At 65.1% G+C, this 21,807-nt stretch carries 15 protein-coding genes; 8 read left to right on the forward strand and 7 right to left on the reverse strand.

The annotated features are described in order from the left end of the window. Positions 1-9: 9 nt before the first annotated feature. The 3 genes from NHH88_16350 to tssK are packed head-to-tail and all read right to left on the reverse strand — an operon-like array spanning position 10 to position 4,863. Positions 10-2,724, reverse strand: coding sequence for a type VI secretion system tip protein VgrG (locus NHH88_16350; GenBank protein ID USX11294.1), 2,715 nt, complete (start codon positions 2,722-2,724; stop codon positions 10-12). Further along, positions 2,724-3,506, reverse strand: a complete 783-nt coding sequence (gene icmH, locus NHH88_16355) for a type IVB secretion system protein IcmH/DotU (protein ID USX11295.1) — start codon at positions 3,504-3,506, stop codon at positions 2,724-2,726. Before icmH ends, NHH88_16350 begins: the two co-directional genes overlap by 1 nt. 10 nt (positions 3,507-3,516) lie before the next feature. Next, on the reverse strand, positions 3,517-4,863 hold the full coding sequence (tssK, locus tag NHH88_16360; GenBank protein ID USX11296.1) for a type VI secretion system baseplate subunit TssK: 1,347 nt from the start codon (positions 4,861-4,863) through the stop codon (positions 3,517-3,519). A 270-nt stretch (positions 4,864-5,133) separates the two neighbouring features. Here tssK and NHH88_16365 point away from each other — a divergent pair, with 270 nt between their 5' ends. The 8 genes from NHH88_16365 (at position 5,134) to tssH (ending at position 14,708) form a co-directional block, all read left to right on the forward strand. Continuing rightward, positions 5,134-5,718: a tetratricopeptide repeat protein gene (locus NHH88_16365; protein ID USX11297.1), complete on the forward strand. Its 585-nt coding sequence runs from the start codon at positions 5,134-5,136 to the stop codon at positions 5,716-5,718. 85 nt (positions 5,719-5,803) lie between these two features. Then, positions 5,804-6,313 carry a type VI secretion system contractile sheath small subunit gene (gene tssB, locus NHH88_16370; GenBank protein USX11298.1) on the forward strand — a complete coding sequence of 170 codons (510 nt, stop codon included), beginning with the start codon at positions 5,804-5,806 and terminating at the stop codon, positions 6,311-6,313. A 3-nt stretch (positions 6,314-6,316) separates the two neighbouring features. Further along, the gene (tssC, locus tag NHH88_16375; protein ID USX11299.1) at positions 6,317-7,801 is read left to right on the forward strand and encodes a type VI secretion system contractile sheath large subunit; all 1,485 of its coding nucleotides are present in this window, start codon (positions 6,317-6,319) and stop codon (positions 7,799-7,801) included. A gap of 44 nt (positions 7,802-7,845) precedes the next feature. After that, the gene (locus NHH88_16380) at positions 7,846-8,337 is read left to right on the forward strand and encodes a type VI secretion system tube protein Hcp (protein USX11300.1); all 492 of its coding nucleotides are present in this window, start codon (positions 7,846-7,848) and stop codon (positions 8,335-8,337) included. Positions 8,338-8,602: 265 nt separating this feature from the next. Beyond that, the gene (gene tssE, locus NHH88_16385; protein ID USX11301.1) at positions 8,603-9,094 is read left to right on the forward strand and encodes a type VI secretion system baseplate subunit TssE; all 492 of its coding nucleotides are present in this window, start codon (positions 8,603-8,605) and stop codon (positions 9,092-9,094) included. 1 nt (position 9,095) lies between these two features. Further along, the gene (tssF, locus tag NHH88_16390) at positions 9,096-10,940 is read left to right on the forward strand and encodes a type VI secretion system baseplate subunit TssF (protein USX11302.1); all 1,845 of its coding nucleotides are present in this window, start codon (positions 9,096-9,098) and stop codon (positions 10,938-10,940) included. Then, complete coding sequence (gene tssG, locus NHH88_16395; GenBank protein USX11303.1) at positions 10,904-11,986, forward strand: type VI secretion system baseplate subunit TssG; 1,083 nt, start codon at positions 10,904-10,906, stop codon at positions 11,984-11,986. The genes tssF and tssG overlap by 37 nt, the downstream gene beginning before the upstream one ends. 52 nt (positions 11,987-12,038) lie before the next feature. Beyond that, a complete protein-coding gene (gene tssH / locus NHH88_16400) occupies positions 12,039-14,708 on the forward strand; it encodes a type VI secretion system ATPase TssH (protein ID USX11304.1) in 2,670 nt (889 codons plus the stop codon). A 285-nt stretch (positions 14,709-14,993) separates the two neighbouring features. On the opposite strand, the gene tssA is transcribed toward tssH, so the two are convergent. The 4 genes from tssA to tssM are packed head-to-tail and all read right to left on the reverse strand — an operon-like array spanning position 14,994 to position 21,798. Continuing rightward, the gene (tssA, locus tag NHH88_16405) at positions 14,994-16,058 is read right to left on the reverse strand and encodes a type VI secretion system protein TssA (protein ID USX11305.1); all 1,065 of its coding nucleotides are present in this window, start codon (positions 16,056-16,058) and stop codon (positions 14,994-14,996) included. Between the two features lie 27 nt (positions 16,059-16,085). After that, positions 16,086-16,850, reverse strand: coding sequence for an OmpA family protein (locus NHH88_16410; protein USX17352.1), 765 nt, complete (start codon positions 16,848-16,850; stop codon positions 16,086-16,088). A 35-nt stretch (positions 16,851-16,885) separates the two neighbouring features. Further along, positions 16,886-17,869 (reverse strand): type VI secretion system-associated protein TagF, encoded by a 984-nt coding sequence (gene tagF / locus NHH88_16415; GenBank protein USX11306.1) that lies wholly within the window; start codon positions 17,867-17,869, stop codon positions 16,886-16,888. Continuing rightward, the gene (tssM, locus tag NHH88_16420; GenBank protein USX17353.1) at positions 17,866-21,798 is read right to left on the reverse strand and encodes a type VI secretion system membrane subunit TssM; all 3,933 of its coding nucleotides are present in this window, start codon (positions 21,796-21,798) and stop codon (positions 17,866-17,868) included. Before tssM ends, tagF begins: the two co-directional genes overlap by 4 nt. Positions 21,799-21,807: the final 9 nt, after the last annotated feature.

The following is a 21,807-nucleotide window of genomic DNA, read 5'->3' on the forward strand; positions in this document are numbered from 1 at the left end:
TGTCTTTTGTTAGCGGACCAAGAAGCTGCTGGCCTTGGCCGCCGCGTTCTTCAAGCATTCGATACAAATAGCGCTGCCGGTAGGCAGTGCGGGAAGTGAGGCAGAACCGTTGCCGCCGCCCTCGAAGATATGCTGTCCGCCCTTGACCGTGAAATTTCCCGGACAGGCAAAGGTGATGTTTCCACCCTCCAGCGTCACCGACGATTGCCCCGCCTGCAGCACGATCTTCTGGTTGGCCTTGACCTCGATGACGTCGTTGACCGACACGATCGTGATCGCCTTGTCGGCCAGAATCTCCAATTGATCCGTATGCGCCTGCAGCGACACCGGCCCGTTGGCCGCGATCGCCTGAATGCCACCGGCGTGCGTGAACAACCCCGTCGCGTTGGCCGACACCGACGCCACAGTGAACGCGGCGGCCATGTGCATATCGGACTGCGTGGTCCATTGCAACTGCCCGCCGGCGAACAGCACTGTGGAAGCCGGCGTGGCCCAGTTGATGCTGGCCGGCGCTTCCATCAGCACCACCGGCTGGCCGAATTTTTCCACCGGCGCGCCGCTGTCGAGATCGCGCGCGCCCGCGGTGGCCTTCAATGGATCGTGCCCGCCGACGGCGCCCTCGAATTTCCCTTTTTGCTCCGGATCGATCTGCGTGATGAAGTCGATCTGCGCCTGGTTGGCGTCCTTGCTGACGAGCGCGTTTTGCTGCGCGGCGGCGTCGGCCAGATTCTTGCTCAGTTCGGAGGCGGCGCGCAGCAGGCCGGTGGCCTCCGCGCTGTCGAGCTGGGTCGAGGTGACGCCGGCGCCTTGCTGCGCGCGCGCGGTGGCCGAGATCAGCATGCCTTCGCCCGAGCGCAGCACGCCCCAGGCGTCGGTGCGCAGTTCGAACCCTTGGCCGCGATAGTTGCCGCGCTGCGCCGAGCCCGGCGTCTGCTGCACCAGGTAACCCAGGTTCAGTTGCGTGGCGGCGCTCGACGTGGCCAGGCGCGTGCGCAGCTGGCCTGGTGTGTCGTCGACGACCCACTGGTTGTAGCCGCCGCCGTCGAAGTTATTGCTGTGCATGCCGGAGATGACCCCGGCGTGGTTGATGTCGGTGTCGACGCCGGCCGAGTAGGGCGGGGTGTCGGCGCCGGTGTAGAGCTGCGCGACCACCAGCGGACGGTCCATGTCGCCTTCGATGAAATCGACCAGCACCTCGGTGCCGATGCGCGGCGTGAACTGCGAGCCCCAGTTGGGGCCGGCCAGCGCTTCGGCCACGCGCACCCAGGTGCCGGAGCCGTCGTTGCCGGGTGCGCTGCCCTTGTCGTCGGTGTTGTGCGGCAGGCCGCCTGCGTTGGCGCCGGCGCCGCGTTGCCAGGCGAACTGGATGCGCACCTGGTGCTCGCGCGTGGTGGTGTTGATGGCGTCGGGCAGGCCGACCACCAGCGCCGTTTGCGGTCCCAGCGAGGCGCCATTGAAGCGCTCGGCGCTGGCGCGGGGGACGATGGCGACCGTGTCGCGCACGCAGGCGAAGCGGTTGCGGTAGGTGCCCGCCTCAAGTTGCGCGCCGGCGAACTTTGCCAAGGTGGCGAGGCCGGCCTTGGCCGCGCCGATCAACTTGCCCAAGCCTCCAAGGGCCGGTTCGACGTTGTTGCGTCCCTCGTGCTCGACCCACAGCGCGGTGAATTTGTTGGCGCCGTCGGCGTAGTGTTCGTGCTGGGTCAGCTGGAAGCCGTGGCCGGCCGCCAAGCGGCGCACCGACCCCTGGCCTTCGAACAGTTTGTTGTCAAGCTCCAGCGCTTGCAGCATCAGGCGGCTGTGCGGATCGGCGGCGGCGCTGTCGGCGTGGCGCCGCTCGGCGCTGCCGTCGTAGATCGACAGGGCCGGCAGTTCGCCGATGTCCAGGCTCGTCGCTTGCTCGGCGGCCGGGGCCACCAGTTGCGTCGGATCCCAGCTGCTGATGGTGACGGCGTTGGCCTGGATGCGGCGCAGCGCGTTGAATTCGTCGATGGCGTCGTCGCTGTCGGTGGCGCGCACGCCGTGGAAGCGCAGCTCGGCGCCGCCTGTCGTTGCCGGCGCGACGGCCTTGCTGTCGAAGAAGACGACTTTGTGCTTGGCTTGCTGCTGGCCGCCACCTTCGGCATCGGCCGCGCCTTCTTCCTGATCGTGCTCGAAGCGCCAGCTCAGGCCCTCGGACGCCAGCACCCGTTGCAGGAATTCGAGGTCGCTTTCGCGGTACTGCGTCCAGATCGGCCGCGCCACCAGGGTTTGAGTGACGTCGAATTCGAAGCGCACCTGCTTGTAATCGGCCAGCAGTTCGGTGATCAGGTCTTGCGCATTCTTGTCCTGGAAGATGTAGCTGTCGCGGCGCAGGCCGAGCAGGGCCAGGCCCGGCTCAAGTCGCAGCCGGTAGCGCGCCAGGCCGCCGTCGGCGCCCAGCCAGGCGGCGTCGGTGCAGATGCCGTGCCAGGCGCGGCGCGTGCCGTCGGCCTGTAGCAGCTTCAGGGTGATCTCTTCGCCGATGAACTCGGCCAGCTCGAGATCGGTAGAGGTGCTGAGCGCGTCGATGTCGAAGCGGAACAGCTCGTTGACGGCTTCGCGGCCCGTAAAGCGCTCGGGCATGAGCGACTCGGGCAGGGTGGAGTCCTGCGCGCTGGCCAGGGTGATCAGGCGCGCGTGTTGGCTCAGGCCGGTTCCGAACAGCCCGTCCACCAAGGACGAGCCCGGCAGGTCGGGCATGCTCATCACGGCAACGTGATGGTCAGGTTGGCCTGCTTAGGAGCGAGCTTGACCACGTCGTTGTAGGCGCTCATGCTGGTTTCGGTGCTGTGGCCGAGCATGCTGCGCAGGCCGATGTAGCCGAGCGCGCCGATCAGCGCGAACACCGAGCACAGCACCCACAGCGGGACGTCGTTGCGCAGCTTGTGGATGATCTGGTCGGGACGTTCGGCGTGCGGCGCGAAGCCCGATTTCTTGCCCTTCATGTGGGCGATTTCGTCGCCCAGGCGCGCCGTCAGGTAGGCCAGTTTTTCCGAGCCTTCGATGATGTAGCGGCCCTGGAAACCCAGCAGCAGACACATGTGGAACACTTCGAGCGCCTGCAGGTGGGCGCTGCCGCGCGCGCGCAGGCTTTCGAGGCGGTTGAAGAAGTTCTCGCCGGCCAGCTGGTCGCCGAACAGCACCAGTTGCAGCGGGCGGCGCTCCCAGGCGTCGCGGATGCCGTACGGCGAGCGCAGGATGATCTCATCGACCGCCGCGCAGAAGGCGTACTTGGCGTTGTCGATGTCATCCGGCGAGGCGCCTTGCTTCTTGGCGCCACGGCTGAAGTCGTCGAGGAATTGCGTCATCTTGGCGATGAAGTCGGCGTTGGCCTGCGGGCCGTTGCCGTTCTTGAGCATGAACAGGGCGTAGAAACCGTCGTACATCAGGTCCATCAGCGTGTGTTCGGTGCCGGGGCCTGCGGCGATGGCAGGCGAAAACGCCGGCTGGCCGCCGGGGATCAGGGAAGGAGGGGCGCTAGGTGTCATGGGGTGGTCTTCAGGAAGTGACGGCGACGAGGTCCAGTTTCAGGTCGCGCATGCCGGACGGGACGTAGATCGAGATCGATTGCGCTTGCAGCATGCGCTCGTACATCTGACCTTTGGCTTCGAGGGCGAAATAATAGGTGTCGGGCCGCACCGGCACGGCCGCCGGCACTTGCGGCGCGTGGGTCAGGCGCACGCCGGGCATGGCCGAGAGCACGAATTTCTCGACGTCGTCCGGGGCGCCGATCTTGAAGCGCAGCGGCACCACGTCGACCATTTCGACGCCGGACAAATCGGCCGAGACGCCCAGGTAGAAGGTGGTCTGGGCGTCGATCTTGCCCGAGTCGAGCATGCCGTGGTGGTACGACGGCTTGACCTCGTTGAGCGCGATGGCGAAGTATTTCGACGAGATGACGGTGTCGAGCAGTTCGCGGATGATGCCGTGCAGGCGGGCGAAGCCGGGACCGGGATCGAGGTGGTCGTACTGCGGCAGGTCGCTGAGCGAAATGCCCTTGGAGAAAGTCATCAGCGCGCCCGACAGGCCCAGCAGTTGCTCGTAGAGCCGCTCCGGGTGCAACGTCGGGTGGTGGAAATAGTGACTCAGCGAGGCGTAGGCGGAGCTGGCCGTGTGCAGCAGCCAGAACGAGGACATGTCGCCGGAACGGAATTCGATGACGTGCTTGCTCGGCTCGCGGTGGTGGCCGTACAGCGCGTTGACCTTGGCCTGCAGCGCGTCGAGCAGGCGGCGCAGTTGCAGGAACAGCAGCGGCGCGCTGCGGATCGACAGGCTCGGCGGAATGAACGACGGGTCCTGTTCGAAGCCGCCGGTCGATAGCCGGCGCAGGCGCAGCAGCGGCAGGCTGACATAGGAGTCGCGCGGTTCCGATTCCGACACCAGGCGCAGCGTTTTCTTCAGGTAGGTCAGTTGCGCGTGCGCGGCCTGGGTGTACAGGTCGGGCGTGTCGAGGTTGCTTTGGGCGTAGCGGGCGGCGTTGCTGGGCTGGCCCTCGGGGGCGAAGTTGCCGCCGAAATGCTTGAACGCGGGCAGGGCGGCGTAGAACGTCAGCGCCTGCTGCGATTGCGGGATATTGCTCAGGTCGATCTCGGCCGGCAGCTCGTCGGCGCCGGGCGCCTGGTAGATCTCGCCGTCCTGGAACACCAGCGCCAGGTCGAGCAGGCGCAAGGTGTTGTTGTGCAGGGCGTCGCGGTCGAGTTGCAACTGGCTCACGCCCCAAGCGTAAGGGTGCAGCGCTTTGACGCTGTCGTGCAGCCGCTGTTCATGGTAGCGGTCTTGCTGCTGAAAATGCTGGGGACGCAGGAACAGTCCTTCACCCCATAAAAGTTTTCCCGTGATGCTCATCGAATGCCTTATCGCCTCATGCCTGCGGACCAAAAAAATAGTGCCCAATCACAACTGCCAGAACAATAACATTTTCTGGCGCACTGTGACTGTTTCTTCTACGTAACGTGCTAAGCTTTATAATCTTTCTTTTCGGTAACGCTGTACGGTTGAGTTCGTATTGTACGAGGTAAATTATTAAATTTATGATATTCTGCCGAAAAATGAGAAATTGGCAACAGTTTATGGCAACTGTTCCAGCGTTTAACACATCTGACTTTTGAGGAACACATGAGTACATCCATCCACTTTCGCCGCCTGTTGGGCGGTGCCGCCTGCATCCTGGCCCTGAGCGCCTGCACCACCGCGCCGGTGGTCAAAGTGCCTGAGGCGGTGCCGACCATCGCCGAAGTCATGGGCAAGGCCGCCGCCGCCGACAGCGCCGGCCAGAAGGAAGCGGCGATCGCGCTGTGGAAGCAGGCCGCCGCCGCCTACCCGGCCGACAAGGACCCGTGGACCCGCATGGCGCAGACCAAATACGAGGCCGGCCAATATGGCGAAGCCATCGTCAACGCCCAGGAAATCCTGGTGCGCGACCCCAACGACCAGCTGGCCAACAGCATCATCGCCATCAGCGGCCTGCGCCTGTCGACCCGCGCGCTTGCCGACCTGAGCCGTCAGAACAATCTGTCCGGTTCGCTGCGCACCGAGTCGCAGGACCTGGCCAAGCTGCTGCGCGAGAGCCTGGGCGAGCAGGTGCTGGTGCCGCCGGCCAAGCCCACCACGCCGCCGCCGCGCAACACGGCAACGAATAAAAAGGGCGGCAAGCAGCCCGCCCGCGAACCGAAGGCCGACCCCTTCGACGCGCTGAAGTAATCAGGGTCGAAACGGTCAGTAATTCAGCAATTCCACCCGGTGGCGTCGCCGCGACGCCGCTGTTTATTTTTGAAATGGGGATGTCATGTCGAAAAAAGAGAGTGTTCAGAAACGCCTGCAAAAGGTGCGTCCGCCACGGGTCCAGATGACCTATGACGTCGAGATCGGCGATTCGATCGAGAATAAAGAGCTGCCGTTCGTAATGGGCGTGGTGGGCGATTTCGGCGGCAACTCCGAAGTCGAACAAAAGCGCTTGAAGGAGCGCAAGTTCGTCAACATCGACCGCGACAACTTCGACGAGGTGCTCAAGGGCGTCGAGCCGCGCGCCGCCTTCCGCGTGGCCAACGAGCTGGGCGAGGGCGGCGGCGAGTTCGCCGTCGACCTGAAGTTCAAGTCGATGGACGATTTCCGTCCCGAGGCGGTCGTCGAACAAGTCGAGCCGCTGCGCAAGCTGCTCGAGGCGCGCACCAAGCTGGCCGACCTGCGCAACAAGCTAGCCGGCAACGACAAGCTCGAAGACATCCTCAACGACGTCCTGCACAGCACCGAGAAGCTGGCCGAACTGGGTCAGCAAACCACCCCGAAGAAAGATTGAGCCATGTCCGTCCAAACTTCCCCATCGTCGGCCGGCGCGGCCACCACCGAGCTGGCCCTGCTCGACCAGATCGTTGAACAGAGCAAGGTCGCCAAGTCGAGCGTCGAGCACGCGCGCGCCAAGGACATCATCTCCGAGCTGGTCAGCCAGGTCATGGAGGGCACCGTCGTGGTGTCGGACAACCTGGCCGCCACCATCGACGCCCGCGTCGCCGAGCTCGACAGCCTGATCTCCAAGCAGCTCAGCGCCATCATGCACGCGCCGGAATTCCAGAAGCTCGAATCGAGCTGGACCGGCCTGAACTACCTGGTCAAGAATTCCTCGACCGGCCAGAACCTCAAGATCAAGATGCTCAACGCGACCAAGAAGGAATTGGTCAAGGATTTCCAGAGCGCGCTCGAGTTCGACCAGTCGACGATGTTCAAGAAGGTCTACGAGGAAGAGTTCGGCACGTTCGGCGGCGCGCCGTTCGGCTCGCTGATCGGCGACTTCGAGATCACCCGCCAGCCGGAAGATATGTACTTTATCGAGCAGATGTCGCACGTGGCCGCCGCCTCGCATGCGCCGTTCATCTCGGCCGCCTCGCCGGAACTGTTCGGCCTGGAGACTTATAGCGACCTGGGCAAGCCGCGCGACCTGTCGAAGGTGTTCGACACCGTCGAGTACGCCAAGTGGAAATCGTTCCGCGAGTCCGAGGATTCCCGCTACGTCGGCCTGACGTTGCCGCGCTTCCTGGGCCGCCAGCCGTTCAATCCGGCCGACGGCATGACCGTCGAGGGCTTCAATTTCGTCGAGGACGTCGACGGCACCGACCACCACAAATACCTGTGGTGCAACGCCGCCTACGCCTTCGGCACCAAGCTGACCAACGCGTTCGAGGACTACGGCTGGTGCGCCGCCATCCGCGGCGTCGAAGGCGGCGGCCTGGTCGAGGACCTGCCGACCCATACCTTCAAAACCGACGAGGGCGAAGTGGCGCTCAAGTGCCCGACCGAGATCGCCATCACCGACCGCCGCGAGAAGGAGTTGAGCGACCTCGGCTTCATCTCGCTGGTGCACTGCAAGAACACCGACTACGCCGCCTTCTTCGGCGCGCAGTCGACGCAAAAAGCGAAGAAGTACAACACCGACGCGGCCAACGCCAACGCGGTGCTGTCGGCCCAACTGCAATACATCTTCGCCGTCTCGCGCATCGCCCACTATATGAAGGCGATGATGCGCGACAAGATCGGCAGCTTCGCCGCCGCCTCCAACGTCGAGGACTTCCTCAACCGTTGGCTGACCCAATACGTGCTACTGGACGACAACGCCAGCCAGGAACAGAAGGCCCAGTTCCCGCTGCGCGAAGCGTCGGTGCAAGTATCCGAAGTGCCGGGACGTCCGGGTGTGTACCGCGCCGTGTCGTTCCTGCGCCCGCATTTCCAGCTCGACGAGCTGTCCGTTTCACTCCGTCTGGTCGCGGAGCTGCCTCAATCGACCAAGTCTTAATTTCTTAATTTTTAGTTGTTCAATCCAAAACCGAAAGGAATACCATGGCAATCGACGTATATCTGCAAATCGACGGCATCAAAGGCGAGTCCGCCGACAGCACCCACAAAGATTGGATCGAGTGCAAATCGGTCCAGTGGGAAGTGCTGCAGCCTAAATCGGCTACCGCGTCGTCGGCCGGCGGCCACACCGCCGAGCGCACCGAGCACAAGGACATCGTGATCGCCAAGCTGGCCGACCTGGCCACCCCGCTGCTGCTGCAGACTTGCTCCTCGGGTAAAACCATTCCTAAGGCTAAGTTCGAGTTCCTGCGCGCCGATGGCCAGGGCGAACGCATCAAGTACTTCGAAATCGAACTGGAAAACGTGCTGATCAGCAGCGTCGCACCACAAGTGCAGCCGGGCGACATCCTGTCCGAGCACGTGTCGATCAAGTACTCGAAAGTGAAGTGGAAGTACACCCAGCAGAAGATCGGTGGCGGTTCGGGTGGCAACACCTCGGGCGGTTGGGATCTGTCGGCCAACAAGACGGCCTAAGTTACCCCAATACGTTGTGAATTCCACGGTGTCGTCGGGACGCCGCGGAATTGACGCCGGCGATACGGGACGACGCGCGTGCGCCATGACGCTCGCCGCGCCCCCTTCGCCATCGCGTCCGCTCCCCTTGTGGCGGCTTCATGCCGCCGCGAACGGGTAGGGGACGGGCGCGAAAGCTGGACTTATTGTGGCAACCGCCGCCGCCCGACGCGGCGGCGGACGCTGCATTATTTCCGACGTTTCAACACTGATATTCAGGATGCACATGAAGGGTTTTTCGCCGGGACTGTTCGACCGCCTGATGGATGCGCCCGTCCACGGCGCCACCAGTGCCACCGTGTCCAGACTGACGATCGAGGACCTGAAGGACACCGTCGCCCGCGACCTCGAAGCGCTGCTCAACACGCGCACCGTCATCAGCGAGGAGCTGATCAAAAAATTCCCCGAATGCGGCCGCTCGATCCTGACCTACGGCCTCAACGATTTTGCCGGACTCAGCCTGTCGAGCGCCGACGACCGCGCCTACATCTGCTCTTGCCTGGAAAAGGCCATCGCCCGCCACGAGCCGCGCCTGCGCAACGTGCGCGCCTCGCTCGAGATCCAGGAGGGCACGATCAACCGCCTCAACTTCGCCATCACCGCGCTGCTGGTGGTGCACGCGGCGCAAGAGCCGGTCAACTTCGACGCCGTCCTGCAGCCGTCGAGCCTGCATTACACCATTAGCAAGGCGCGCCGTCTGGCGTCGCCGGGAGTCTGACTTGGAAGAACTGTTACCGTACTACGAACGGGAGCTGGGTTTTCTGCGCCGCTATTCGCGCGAATTCTCCGAGCGCTATCCTAAAATCGCCGGCCGCCTGTTGATGGGCGGCGAGGTCTGCGAAGACCCGCACATCGAACGCATGATCCAGTCGTTCGCGCTGCTCAACTCGCGCATCTCCAAGCGGCTCGACGACGACTACCCCGAATTCACCGAGGCGCTGTTCGAGGTGCTGTACCCGCACTACCTGCGGCCGTTCCCGTCGTGCTCGATCGCGCGCATGGACTACAGCGCCGCCGCCGCGCAGTTGACCACGGCCACCGAGATCGCCCGTGGCACCGAGCTCGACACGCGCCCCGTCAAGGGCGTCGCGTGCACCTTCCGCACCACCTACCCGGTCACCGTCGCGCCGATCGCGCTGTCGCACGCCTCGTTCGCCGCCATCATCGACGCGCCCGAGGCGGTGATGCTGCCGCCGAACGTCAGCTCCGGCCTCAGTATTACCATCGAAACGACCGCCGCGCAGGTCACCCTGTCGCAGCTGGGCATCAAAATGCTGCGCGTGTTCATCGACGGCGAACCGTCGTTCTGCGCCGCGCTGCGCGACGCGCTGTTCCTGCGCACCGTCAAGGCCTGGGTCGAGCCGGAACAGAACGGCCGCTGGACGTCGCTGGCGGCGGTGCCGGTGTGGCCGGCCGGCTTCGGCGAGGACGAATCGCTGATCCCGTTCTCTGCCCGCTCGCATCCGGCCTACCGGTTGCTGACCGAGTACTTCTGCTTCCCTGAAAAATTTAATTTCATCGACATCGACCTGTCGGCGATCGGCGTGTCGCTGCCGGTCGGCTGCAAGCGTTTCACCCTGCACCTGGGCATGAGCGGCCTGCGCACCGATTCCAACACTGCGCGCATGCTGGGCACGATGTCGACCAACAACCTGCTGCTGGGCTGCACGCCGGTGGTCAACCTGTTCCGCCAGCGCGGCGAGCCGATCCGCGTCACCCACACCACCGCCAGCTATCCGGTGCTGGCCGACGCCCGCCGCGCCTACGCCTTCGAGGTGCAATCGATCGACTCGGTCAAGCTGGTGCGGCAGACGCCGCAGGGTGAATCTGTCATCGAGTTCCGGCCGTTTTATTCGCTGCGCCACGGCGAGACGCCGGAGAAGAACGGCCATTACTGGGTCATGCGGCGCGACGAGGTCATCGCCCGCAAGAGCCCCGGCTACGAGACCGAGATTTCGATCGTCGACATCGACTTCGATCCGGCCGCCATCGAGACCGACACCCTGAGCCTGGAGCTGACCTGCACCAACCGCGACCTGCCGGCGTCCTTGACCTACGGCATGCGCGGCGGCGACCTGTTCCTCGAGGGCGGATCGAGCGTGCGCAGCATCACCTTCCTGCGGCGGCCGACCGACTCGCACCGCTTCGAGCGCGGCCGTGGCGCCCACTGGCGCCTGATCTCGCACCTGTCGCTCAACCATTTGTCGCTGGCCGGCAGCGGCGTCGACGCCTTCCAGGAGATGCTGACCCTGTACGACCTGCCGCGTTCGCCGACGTCGCAGCGCCAGATCCGCGGCATCCACGCGATCGACAGCAAGGCCGCCAACCACTGGCTGCCGGGCAATCCGTTCGCCTGCCTGGTGCGCGGCACCGAGGTCAGCATCACCATCGACGAGGAAGCCTTCGTCGGTAGCGGCATCCACGCCTTCACCCATATCGTCGAGCGCTTCCTCGGCCTGTACGTGCACGCCAACAGCTTTACGCAATTGGTGGTCGTATCCAAAAAATCAGGGGAGGAGCTGTTGCGATGCACACCACGAAGCGGCGATTTGAACCTAGTGTAATCGAGCGCCTGTTCGAGCAGCCGTATCGCTTCCAGTTCTTCCAGGCGGTGCGCATGCTCGAGCTCTGGCTCAAGCGCAACGGCCTGCCGCACGACCAGGCGGTGGCCAGCTTCCTGCGCTTCCAAAACACGCTGTCGCTCAACTTTCCGGCCAGCCAGCTCGAGGCGATGCACCCCGAGCCGCGCGAGATCGGCCGCGACAGCCAGGCGCTGGGCGAGGCGCTGCGCAACGGTGAGTTGAAATATATCCGTATCACGCCGGCCTTCATGGGCTTTCTCGGCACGGCAGGCTCCTTGCCGGCGCACTACACCGAGCGGGTGGCCGCGCACGCGCTGTACGAAAAAGACGAGGGTCCGCGCGCTTTCCTCGACACGTTTTCCAATCGCGCGCTGGCACTGTTCTATGAATCGTGGCGCAAGTACCGGCTGGAGCTGAAATACCAGATCGACGGCAAGGACCGCTTCCTGCCGTTGCTGCTGTCCCTGGCCGGCGTCGGCAACGAGTCGCTCAAGCACCGCCTGTCCGACGGCGGCGAGGGCGTGCTCGACGAGTCGATCGGCTATTTCGCCGCCGCCATGCGGCACCGGCCGGCGTCGTCGGTGTCGATCGGCCACGTGCTGAGCGAATACTTCGGCCAGCGTGTGACGGTGACGCAATTCATCGGCGCCTGGTACGACGTGCCGCCCGGCCAGCAGAGCGCGCTGGGCGGCGCCAACGCCCAGCTGGGCACCAGCGCGCTGGTCGGCCAGCGGGTGTGGCAGCGCGACCTGCGCATGTTGCTGACGGTCGGCCCGCTGCCGCGCGCCAGCTTCGATTCGTTCCTGCCGGGAGGCAAGGCCGCCAAGGCGCTGGAGAAGATGCTGACCATGCTCACCGGGCTGTCCCTCGAATACGAGGTGCAGCTGGTGTTGCGCGCGGCCGATGTCGAGGGCGTGACCCTGAGCGACGACCGCGCAGGCGGCCGCTTGGGCTGGGACAGTTTCCTCATCACCGAGGGCGAGGCGCGCGACCGCGCCGATGTGCGCTACGAAATTCATACGCTGTAAAACGACATTGTGCAAACCCGAACCTATTTAATCGAACAAGGAAAACCGCGCTATGAGCATTAACCTGAAGACGCTGATCGGCAAGCTGAACGACACCAGCCGCACCGCCGCCACGCGTGCCGCCAGCATTTGCGTCGGCCTCGGCCAGTTCGAAGTCGACCTCGAACACCTGTTCCTGGCGCTGCTGGAGCAGCCGAAGAGCGACTTCGTCGTCATCGCCCGCAAGAGCGGCATCAGCATCCCGATGCTGGAAGCGGACCTGCAAACCGAGGTGTCGCGCCTGAAAGCCGGCAACACGCGCACGCCGGTGTTCTCGGCACGCCTGCCGAAGCTGTTCGAAAACGCCTGGCTGATCGCCTCGCTCGACATCCAGGCCGGACGCCAGAGCAGCATCCGCAGCGGCCATCTGTTGCAGGCATTGCTGACCGACAGCGAACTGGCGCAGCTGGCTTATCGCGGCTCCAAACTGTTCAATAAATTCAACGTCGACGAGATCAAGCACAAGCTCGATTACCTGACCGAGGGCTCGCAGGAAGCCGTGGCTACGGGCGAGGGCGCGCCGGAAGGGGAGCAGGACGCAGGTGGCGACCCGGTCGGCGAGCTGGCAGGCAAGGCCGCGTCCAAGACGCCGGCGCTGGACCAGTTCACCACCAACCTGACGCAGCGCGCGCGCGACGGCAAGGTCGATCCGGTGATCGGCCGCGACATGGAAATCCGCCAGGCGATCGACATCCTGATGCGCCGCCGCCAGAACAATCCGATACTGACGGGCGAGGCCGGCGTCGGCAAGACCGCCGTCGTCGAGGGCCTGGCGCTGCGCATCTCGCAGGACGACGTGCCCGATGTCCTGAAGGGCGTGGAGATCCACACCTTGGACATGGGCCTGCTGCAAGCCGGCGCCAGCGTCAAGGGCGAGTTCGAGAATCGCCTGAAAAACGTCATCGATGAAGTCAAGAAAAGCCCGCACGCCATCATCCTGTTCATCGACGAGGCGCACACCATGATCGGCGCCGGCGGCACAGCCGGCCAGAACGACGCCGCCAACCTGCTCAAGCCGGCGCTGGCGCGCGGCGAGCTGCGCACTATCGCCGCCACCACCTGGGGCGAGTACAAGAAATACTTCGAAAAGGACGCCGCGCTGGCGCGCCGCTTCCAGGTCATCAAGGTCGAGGAGCCGAGCGAGGAACTGGCTTGCGCCATGTTGCGCGGCATGGCGCCGCTGATGGAAAAACACTTCAATGTGCGCGTCTACGACGAGGCCATCACCGAGGCCGTGCGCCTGTCACACCGCTACATCATGGGCCGCCAGCTGCCGGACAAGGCCATCAGCGTGCTCGACACCGCCTGCGCGAAAGTCGCGCTAGGGCAGAACGCCACGCCGGCCCTGATCGAGAACCTGGTCAAAAAACTGGATCGCATCGAGGCCGAGATCGCTTCGCTGGCGCGTGAGGAAAGCGGCGGCGGCAGCCATTCGGCACGCCTGACCGAGCTGCGCTCGGAACGCGCCAAGGCCAGCGACGAACACGGCACCCTGGCCGCGCGCTGGGAACTGGAGAAGGGGCTGACCGAGAAGATCAAGGCGGCCCGTCTGGAACTGGAAACGGCCGGTGCCGAGAAAGCGCCGGCCAAGAACGCGGCGGCCGGCGTACAGGCGCTGATCAAGGAATTGAAGGCATTGCAGGGCGAGGCGCCGATGGTGCCGGTGCAGGTCGACGGCCATGTGGTGGCCGAGATTGTGGCAGGCTGGACCGGCATCCCGCTGGGCAAGATGGTCAAGGACGAGATCAAGACCGTGCTCAAGCTGAACGAGATGCTGGAGGAGCGCGTGCTGGGCCAACCGCATGCGATCGAGGCGGTGGCGCAGCGCGTGCGCACCTCGCGCGCCAACCTGGACGATCCGAACAAGCCGAAGGGCGTGTTCCTGTTCGTCGGCCCGTCGGGCATCGGCAAGACCGAGACGGCGCTGGCGCTGGCCGATGTGTTGTACGGTGGCGAGCGCAAGCTGATCACCATCAACATGAGCGAGTACCAGGAGGCGCACAGCGTCTCGGGCCTGAAGGGTTCGCCGCCGGGTTATGTCGGCTATGGCGAGGGCGGCGTGCTGACCGAGGCCGTGCGCCGCAATCCGTACAGCGTGGTGCTGCTCGACGAGGTCGAGAAGGCGCACCCGGACGTGATGGAGTTGTTCTTTCAGGTGTTCGACAAGGGTGTGATGGATGACGCCGAAGGCCGCGAGATCGACTTCAAGAACACCATCATCATTCTGACGTCGAACGTGGCGTCGAGCACGATGATGCAGGCTTGCCTGAACAAGGAGCCGAAGGACATGCCGACGCCGGAGCAGCTGGAGCAGGCGATTCGTCCGCATCTGATGAAGGTGTTCAAGCCGGCCTTCCTGGGGCGTTTGAAGGTGATTCCGTACTATCCGATCGCCGACGACGTGCTGGTTAAGATCATCGAGCTCAAGCTGGGCAAGATCGCGCGGCGGATTTCCGAGAATCACAAGGCGGAGTTGACGTACGACGAGGCGCTGGTGGAGGCCGTGCTGGCGCGTTGCACCGAGGTGGATTCGGGCGCGCGCAATGTCGACAATATTCTGAATGGAAGCTTGTTGCCGGAAGTCGCCGAATCGGTGCTGGCCAAGATGGCCGAGGGCGCCACGATCTCCAAGATCAAGGTCAGCGCCGACAAGAAGGGGCAGTTCAAGTACACCATCAAGTGATGGGAGGTGGGGCGCGGCCGGTGGCCGCGTCTTGCTCTTTGACGGTTCACACATGGCGGATTACGCTTCGCTAATCCGCCCTACGTGTATCCGCGTGGCCGGTGCGACCCGAGGCCTACGCATCCGCGTTGGCCCGGTTCATGTGTGACTTCGAGGAGGCACGTAGGGCGGATTAGGCGGAACGCCGTAATCGGCCATGCATGCGTCGCTGGCGGCTCATGCATGGCCGATTACGCTTCGCTAATCCGCCCTACGTGTCTCTGCGGTTTCGGCGCGGTCCCGATCCTATTCTGCGGGCTTCACGCCCAACAACTCTTCGATGTGCGCCATCGAATTCGGGTCCTTGACCACCGAACGCAACCAATCGTGCAACGACTGTTCGCCCGCATCGGCAGCCTTGTCGGCGAAATACGATACCGGGCTATGCGGCTCCGTGCGGCGGAAGAACGCCGCGACCGCGCGCAACTGCGCCAACGCCTGCGCCCGCGTCTGGATCGCACCCGGAGGACCGGATGGCGCCGGCACCGCCACCTGGCCGCCATCGTGCGTGAAATCGACCGCCGCCGAACCAACGTAAGCGTTATCCGCCAACTCCGTCTCCGCAACGCCGCCACTGGCAACCGACGCCGGCACCATCCGCTGCAAGGTCTGCAAGGCATCGCGCGCCGCCGAGAACCCCGGGCTATCCACGCCCAAGCGCTCATCGGCCACCAGTTCCAGCTCCTTCAACGCATCCAGGCACATCTGCGCATCGGCCGCGAACGCCGTGGCGAACTGCGCCGAATTATTCTTGCGCGCCGTTTCCATCTCCGCCAGTTTGGCGCCCGGATTACCCGAGGAACTGGTGCTGTTGGTGGCGGCGGCCAGCTTGCGCGCCACCTCGAAATCGATCGTCGAATACGCGCTGCCGCGACCCTCGGTCAGCGGAATCTCGCGCAGCAGCGCCGGCACCCGTCCCAGTATCCAGCTCAGGTTGCCGATGCGCTGGTCATGGTCGTTGCCGTCCGACTCGGGATACAAGCCCTGGTCCCAGAAGTTCCGGCACAGCCCCGCCAGCACTTTGAAACCTTCGCCCAGCGCCCGCAGGCCGACCGTCTTGGCGCCCGCTTCGGTCAGCCACACGGCCAGCCGCAGGTCCTTGCTTTTTTCCTGCAACAGGGCGGCGCAGCGGCGCACCACGAAGTCCCAGTCGGCTTCCTTCAGCTCGGTCACCCATTCGCCCTGGTCGAGCGATGGATCGTCGAAACGGCGCGCCTGGGCGATGGCGTCCAGGTCCGGCGAGAACGACAGGTCTTCGCCGCTGGGCGCGCCAGGGCTGATCGGGCCGAGCAATTGTTCTGCTGAAAACATACGTTACCTTTGAATGTAGTGGGCCACTTACTGGGCGATGCGGAACTCGATGCGGCGGTTGCGCGCGCGGCCGTCCGGCGTGTCGTTGCTGGCGATCGGGCGGTCCGACCCCTGGCCCGACGCGGTCAGCATGTCGCCGTTCAGGCCCTTGCCGGTCAGGTAGGTCTTGACCGCTTCGGCGCGCGCCTGGCTCAGGTTCTGGTTGCTGGCCTTCAGGCCCTGGTTGTCGGTGTGGCCGATGATTTCCACCTTGCGGCCTTGCAGCTTCTGCATCGCCGCGCCCATCTGGTCGAGGATGGCCTGGCCGGTCGGCGTCAACGTCGCCTTGCCGCTTTCGAATTCGACGATGCGGTTGCCCAGCGTGTTGTCGAGAATGTTCTGCTCGGCGGCCGAGACGCGCAGCCCGTTGTTGACCACGTAGGTCGGATTGAGGCTGGTGGCGAAGTCGCTGGCGATCTTCTGCCGCTGCGCCTCGTTGGCCACCTCGCCGCGCACGCTGACGGTGCTGCCGTCGATCTTGAGCTGGCCCCGGCTGATCTGCTTGAGGTTGGGCGTGATCAGTTTTTGCACGTAGGCGTTCCAGTTGGCCGGTTGCGCTACCTGGCCGATGGCGATCTGGTCGACGACCTTGTCGGCGCCGTAGACTTCGCGCAGGCGCGCCAGCACGCCGGCCTTGGTGGCCTCGTCGGGCACGGTGCCGCTGGCCAGCACCTGGCCGGGCTGCGGCGTGGCCGCAGCCGGCACCGCCTGGGCGGCGGCCAAACCGGAGACGCCTGCCAGGCCGACGGTCATACTAATAAATACAGCTGTCCGGATAAAACGCATGATCAAGTTCCGATAAAGGCCGCGCGCACGGAGTCGCAGGCCGATTTGAGTGAAAGGTTGGGCTGGGCCAGGTAGGTCGAGACCTTTTTGATCGCGTAGTCGGCGTCGACCTGCTCCTCGACCCAGTCGAGCTCGTCGAAGGCGATGTGGTGTTCGAGGCCGGCCTGCGGGTCCATGATCGCTTGCAAGGTCAGCGCCGAGGCGCCGCTAAAGCCCAGCACCAGCGCCGGACGGCCGCCCAGGCGGGTGGTGAACAGCGACAGCTCGAAGTCGGCGCGCATCAGGAACGGCGTGATCAGGTGCATCCAGAACGCGCCCACCAGGTTGCGGTACATCGGGTCGGACGGCAGCGGCAGCACCAGGCTTTTCTCCAGCCGGCTCGAGCTGCTGGCCATGACCGGCTGCAGCAGCAAGCCGAGCGCGAGCAGCACTTGCCGCACCGAGCCGGGGAAGCCGGTCTGCGCCAGCATCGCGTCCAGGCCGCCGACGGTTTGCAGGTCGAGGAAATCGTTGAAGGCGGCCTCGTAGGCGGCGCTGCGCAAGTCCACGTCGATGGTGCTGGCGGCGGCCGCCTGCAGCGCGCCGGCCGGCTCGGGCGCGGCCAGCACGCCGGCGCTGAGCGATTCGAACCGGTTCCACAGGCGCGACAGCACCAGCGGGCTGTTCGGCACGAAGCCGGCCGGGTCTTCCACGTCCATCGTGCTCATCATGAGGAACGGGAAGCGCCGCTTGGACTGGTCGCTGCTGGCGACGATGTGGCCGGCGATGGCGCGTCCCCGGCGCGGGCCGATGAAGGCGAAATGCAGCGGCGCCAGGGCGTCGTAGGTCAGCTTCCAGCGCGTGTCGGCGCTCAGCAAGTCCATCGCCTGGGCCAGCCAGGCATCGAGGATGTTGATCAGGGCCGGGTTCTCGCTGGCCTTGACGAAATCGCCCCGGCTGGGAATCTTGCCGAAGTAACCGATGGAGATCGGGGTGGCGCGGCTCATGGCTGGCTCCTTGGTGCGGCCGGCGCCGCCGCCGGCGCGGCTGCCGCCGGTGCGGCGGCTGCGGCAGGGGCGGCAGCTGCGGCGACGGGCGCCGGCGCGGTGATGATCTCGGGCAGGCGCATGCGGCGGAAGCCGGCGGCGGAGCCCGGTGCCGGCGCGGCGGCCGGGGCGGCCTGCGTGGTGCCCACGATCTTCAGGTTGGCGCGCACGACCACGTTGCTGTTCTCCCAGCTCAGCTCGAACACGCCGCTATCCTTGCGGGTGCGTTTGGCGGCGTCGATCATCTTCTTCAGGCCGAAATGGCCCGGCTCGTTGAGCAGCACCACGGTGCGGCCCTCGGGCGTGATGGCGGTGATGCGCGAGCCCGGCGTGCCTTGCGGATTCGGCCACACCATGTGGACGAACGGCTGCGGCTGGCCGCGCCAGCGCAGCGCCTGGCCATCGATCTCGATGGTGAACTCGGTGGCGCCGGTGGCGCCCAGCGCCTGCACGTCGAAGCGCGTCTGCGACTCGGAAGCGCCGGCCTGGGCGGCGACGCCGCCGGCCGACAATGGGGCCACCCAGCTCGGGAAGCTGCTGACCACGCCAGGCGCCAGGTTGATGCCCATGTTGGCCCAGGTCTTGGCGCTGAGGGTGTCGCCACGGCGCACCACCAACGGTCCGATGGTGGTGTTGAAGTACTTGGCGATGGCGCCGTCCGGGCCGAACATCTGGCCGATCTCGGCGTCGGTCGCTTCCAGTTTCGATTCCGGCGCGAACGGATACTTGAGCGCCAGGCTGCGGTTGAACGGTTCCAGCACTTGCGCGGTCCAAACTTTGTTGACTTCGGTTTCGGTCGGACGCACGATGACGGCGAAGGTTTGCATCAGCGGCCGCACCAGCAGCGGACGGATGGCTTGGCGTTGCTGGTCGGTCATGCCGACCAGCATCTGCTCATCGACATATTTGAGCGCCTCGGCCAGTTCGGAGCCGGTGCCGTCGAGCGTCTGCTGCATGAACTGCTTGGCGCCGGGGCCGGTGTCGCCCTGGTTCTTGATCTGGTTGAAGCGGCCGCGCAGCTTGGACAGCGCGTCCATGTAGCCGCCCATCAGGGTCGCGCCCTTGTCCTTGCTCACCACCAGCTTGGCGACGCCGGAGAACTCGCGTCCGACCGGACCCATCGGGATCGGTGCGGCGCCAGGGGCCGCGCTGGTGTTGATGTTGACGTCGATGCCGGACGGCTTCTGGCGCAGGATGGTTTGCTTGAACCACTCGACCACGCCGCGCTGGGCGCGCTGCAGGCCGGCGTCGATCAGCGACGGGTTGTCCCACGAGGTTTGTTCGTAGACCGTTTTGATCAGCTTGTCGATCGGCGACGCTTGCGGATCGCCCAGGCGGTTCATCGCGCTGGCGGCCTGGTCGAAGCCGTTCAGTTCGCGGATGCTGACGCCCTGGATGAACTTCTGCCATTCCTTGGCGTAGTCGTTTTTATACAGCTCGACCAGCGCCTTCTGGATCTGTTCCGGGCTGCCTTCCAGCGTCAGATCGTCCTTGGCGGCGGTTTTCAGCACCCAGTCCGAGCTTTGCAGCTCGCGGTTGGCGGCGTCGCGGAAGGCTTCCTGGATGAACTTGTCCCAGGCCTCGCGGGTGAAGGTGCCCGGGATGGCGTAGCTGCCCACCACCAGTTCCTTGTCCTGCTCGCCGACGATGCGGGCCACCGTCATCGACGGGAAGCGGGTGGCGGCGCGCGCCTTGACGTCGGCGTAGACGCGCTCGCGCGCCGGCAGGCCGCGCACCACTTTGCGCAGGTTGTCGCGGCTTTGGTCGACCAGGGCCAGCTTGGGTTCGATGGTCGGCCACGAAGGGTCGCTCATCTGGCTCAGGTAGAACGAGATCATGCGCTCGGCGCTGCGGATCATTTGCTCGCGCGGCATGGTGCCGCGATTGCTGTCGAGCCAGACGCGCCAGAAGCGGGTCAGCTGGTCGTTCAGGTGGCTGGCCTCGGCGCGCGACTTGTCGGTCAACATCAGGTAGGTCTTGAGCGCGTTGTAGGCGTCCTCGACGTTGGCCGGGTTGGCGTCCTTGAATTGCAGCGCGCCGAAGTTGACTGCGGCGGCCGGCGACAGCGCGACCGTGCCGGGCAGCGCGCCCGGGGCGGCGCCAGGCGCGACGGCGGGAACGACGGCGCCGGGGACGGCAGGGACGGCACCGGCCACCGGCGCGGTGGCGGCGGCGTTCAGCGCGCCCGACTGCGGCGGACGCGACATCGGCTCCAGCTTGTCGGCGCCGCTGTTGACTTCGCCCAGGAAGGCTTCGATCGACTGGCCGACCGGCTTGAGCATCACTTCCTTCAGGCCGGAGAAGTATTCCTCACGCAGCTTGCGCTCCAGGAACTCGCCCTGGTACAGGCCCAGGCCGAGCGACAGCGGACGGTCGGTGCGATAGGATTCGAGTTGTTCGATACGGTCTTGCAGGATTTCCAGCGCCTCGAAGCGCGACGCCAGGTCCAGGCGTTTTTCCTGCACCTTGACGGCCTGCGCCAGATCGGCCTGGACGTTGTTGACCAGTTGGCGGTTGGCCAGGTAGGACCAGCTCCAGCCGCCCAGCGCCAGGCCGACCAGCGCCATGGCGCCGAAGAAGGTGGCGTAGCGCATGCGCGTCTTGGCCGGGCTGGCGTACTGCGCCACCAGGTCCTTGTCGGCGAAGATCACTTTGCGGAACAGGTTGAGCAGGAAGTAGCCGTGCTGGTCTTGCACCTCGGACTGGGCCGCCGGCAGCATCTGCAAATCGAAACGGTGGGCGACGCGCTCGGACGAGGCCGAAACGGATTCGCCCTCCTGCAGCGCGCTGGTGAAGTAGAAGCCACGGAACACCGGCTTGAACTGGAACGGGTTTTCCTCGAACAGGGTGGCGATGAAGGTGCGCAGCGGCCCCTTGATCGAGCTGAACTCCAGCGGGAAGGTGAACACGCCCGGCGGCATGCGCTCGCGCCATTGCAGCGCCATGTTGGCCAGGCTCAGGTCCTTGAGGCCGTCGTACAGCTCGTCGAAGCGCTGGTCGAACTGCTCCAGCACGTCCTGCTTGGAGCTGGTCTGGCTGTAGGGCAGGGTGGCGCCCCATACTTTATCGCGCTCGCCGCGCTCGGCGTCCTGGAAGAACTCGTTGAAACCGGTGATCAGGTCGGCCTTGGTGAACACCACGTAGACCGGCGCGTGCACTTCCAGCTTCTCGGTGAGCTCCTGCACGCGCTGGCGCAGGTTCTTGGCCAGGTTGATGGCGAACTCCGGCCGGCTACCGGTCAGCTCGGCGACGCTGACGGCGATGATGATGCCGTTGATCGGCGCGCGCTTGCGGTATTTCTTCAGCAGGGCGAGGAAGCCCAGCCATTCGCCACGGTCCTCCTCGCTGACGGAGTAGCGGCCGGCGGTGTCGAGCAGGATGCCGTCGGTGGTGAAGAACCAGTCGCAATTGCGCGTGCCGCCCACGCCCTGGACGATCTTGCTGTCGGCGAAGGGGAACTGCAGGCCCGAGCTGGCGATCGCCGTGCTCTTGCCGGCGGCCGGGTTGCCGATCACCATATACCACGGCAATTCGTACAGCGCGGCGTCGCCCGAGAGCTGGCCCAGCTTGGACGTCTTGATGGTGCCGATCGCCTCCATCATGCGCTTGCGTAGCGCCTCGTTCTCCTCGCGCTGGGCGGCGTCGGCCTTGGACGCGCCGGTCTGCTGCTCGAGCATGCCGCCGAAGGCGGCGCCGGAGCGCTGGCGGCGATAGCGCTTGAACAGCCAGACGGCGCCGTACAGCAGCAGCGCGACCAATAGCACGATCAGTACCCATTGGTAGGAAATCTCGAAGACGGCGGCGGCGATCAGCAGCGCGGCGGCAAAGGCCGCGAAGCCGATCACGGCCAGGCTGAAACGAGCGGTGAGAAAGTGCCAGAATCGTTGCATCATAGTGGG

This window comes from Oxalobacteraceae bacterium OTU3CAMAD1 (genome assembly GCA_024123915.1).
In the GTDB taxonomy this organism is placed as follows: domain Bacteria; phylum Pseudomonadota; class Gammaproteobacteria; order Burkholderiales; family Burkholderiaceae_D; genus Rugamonas.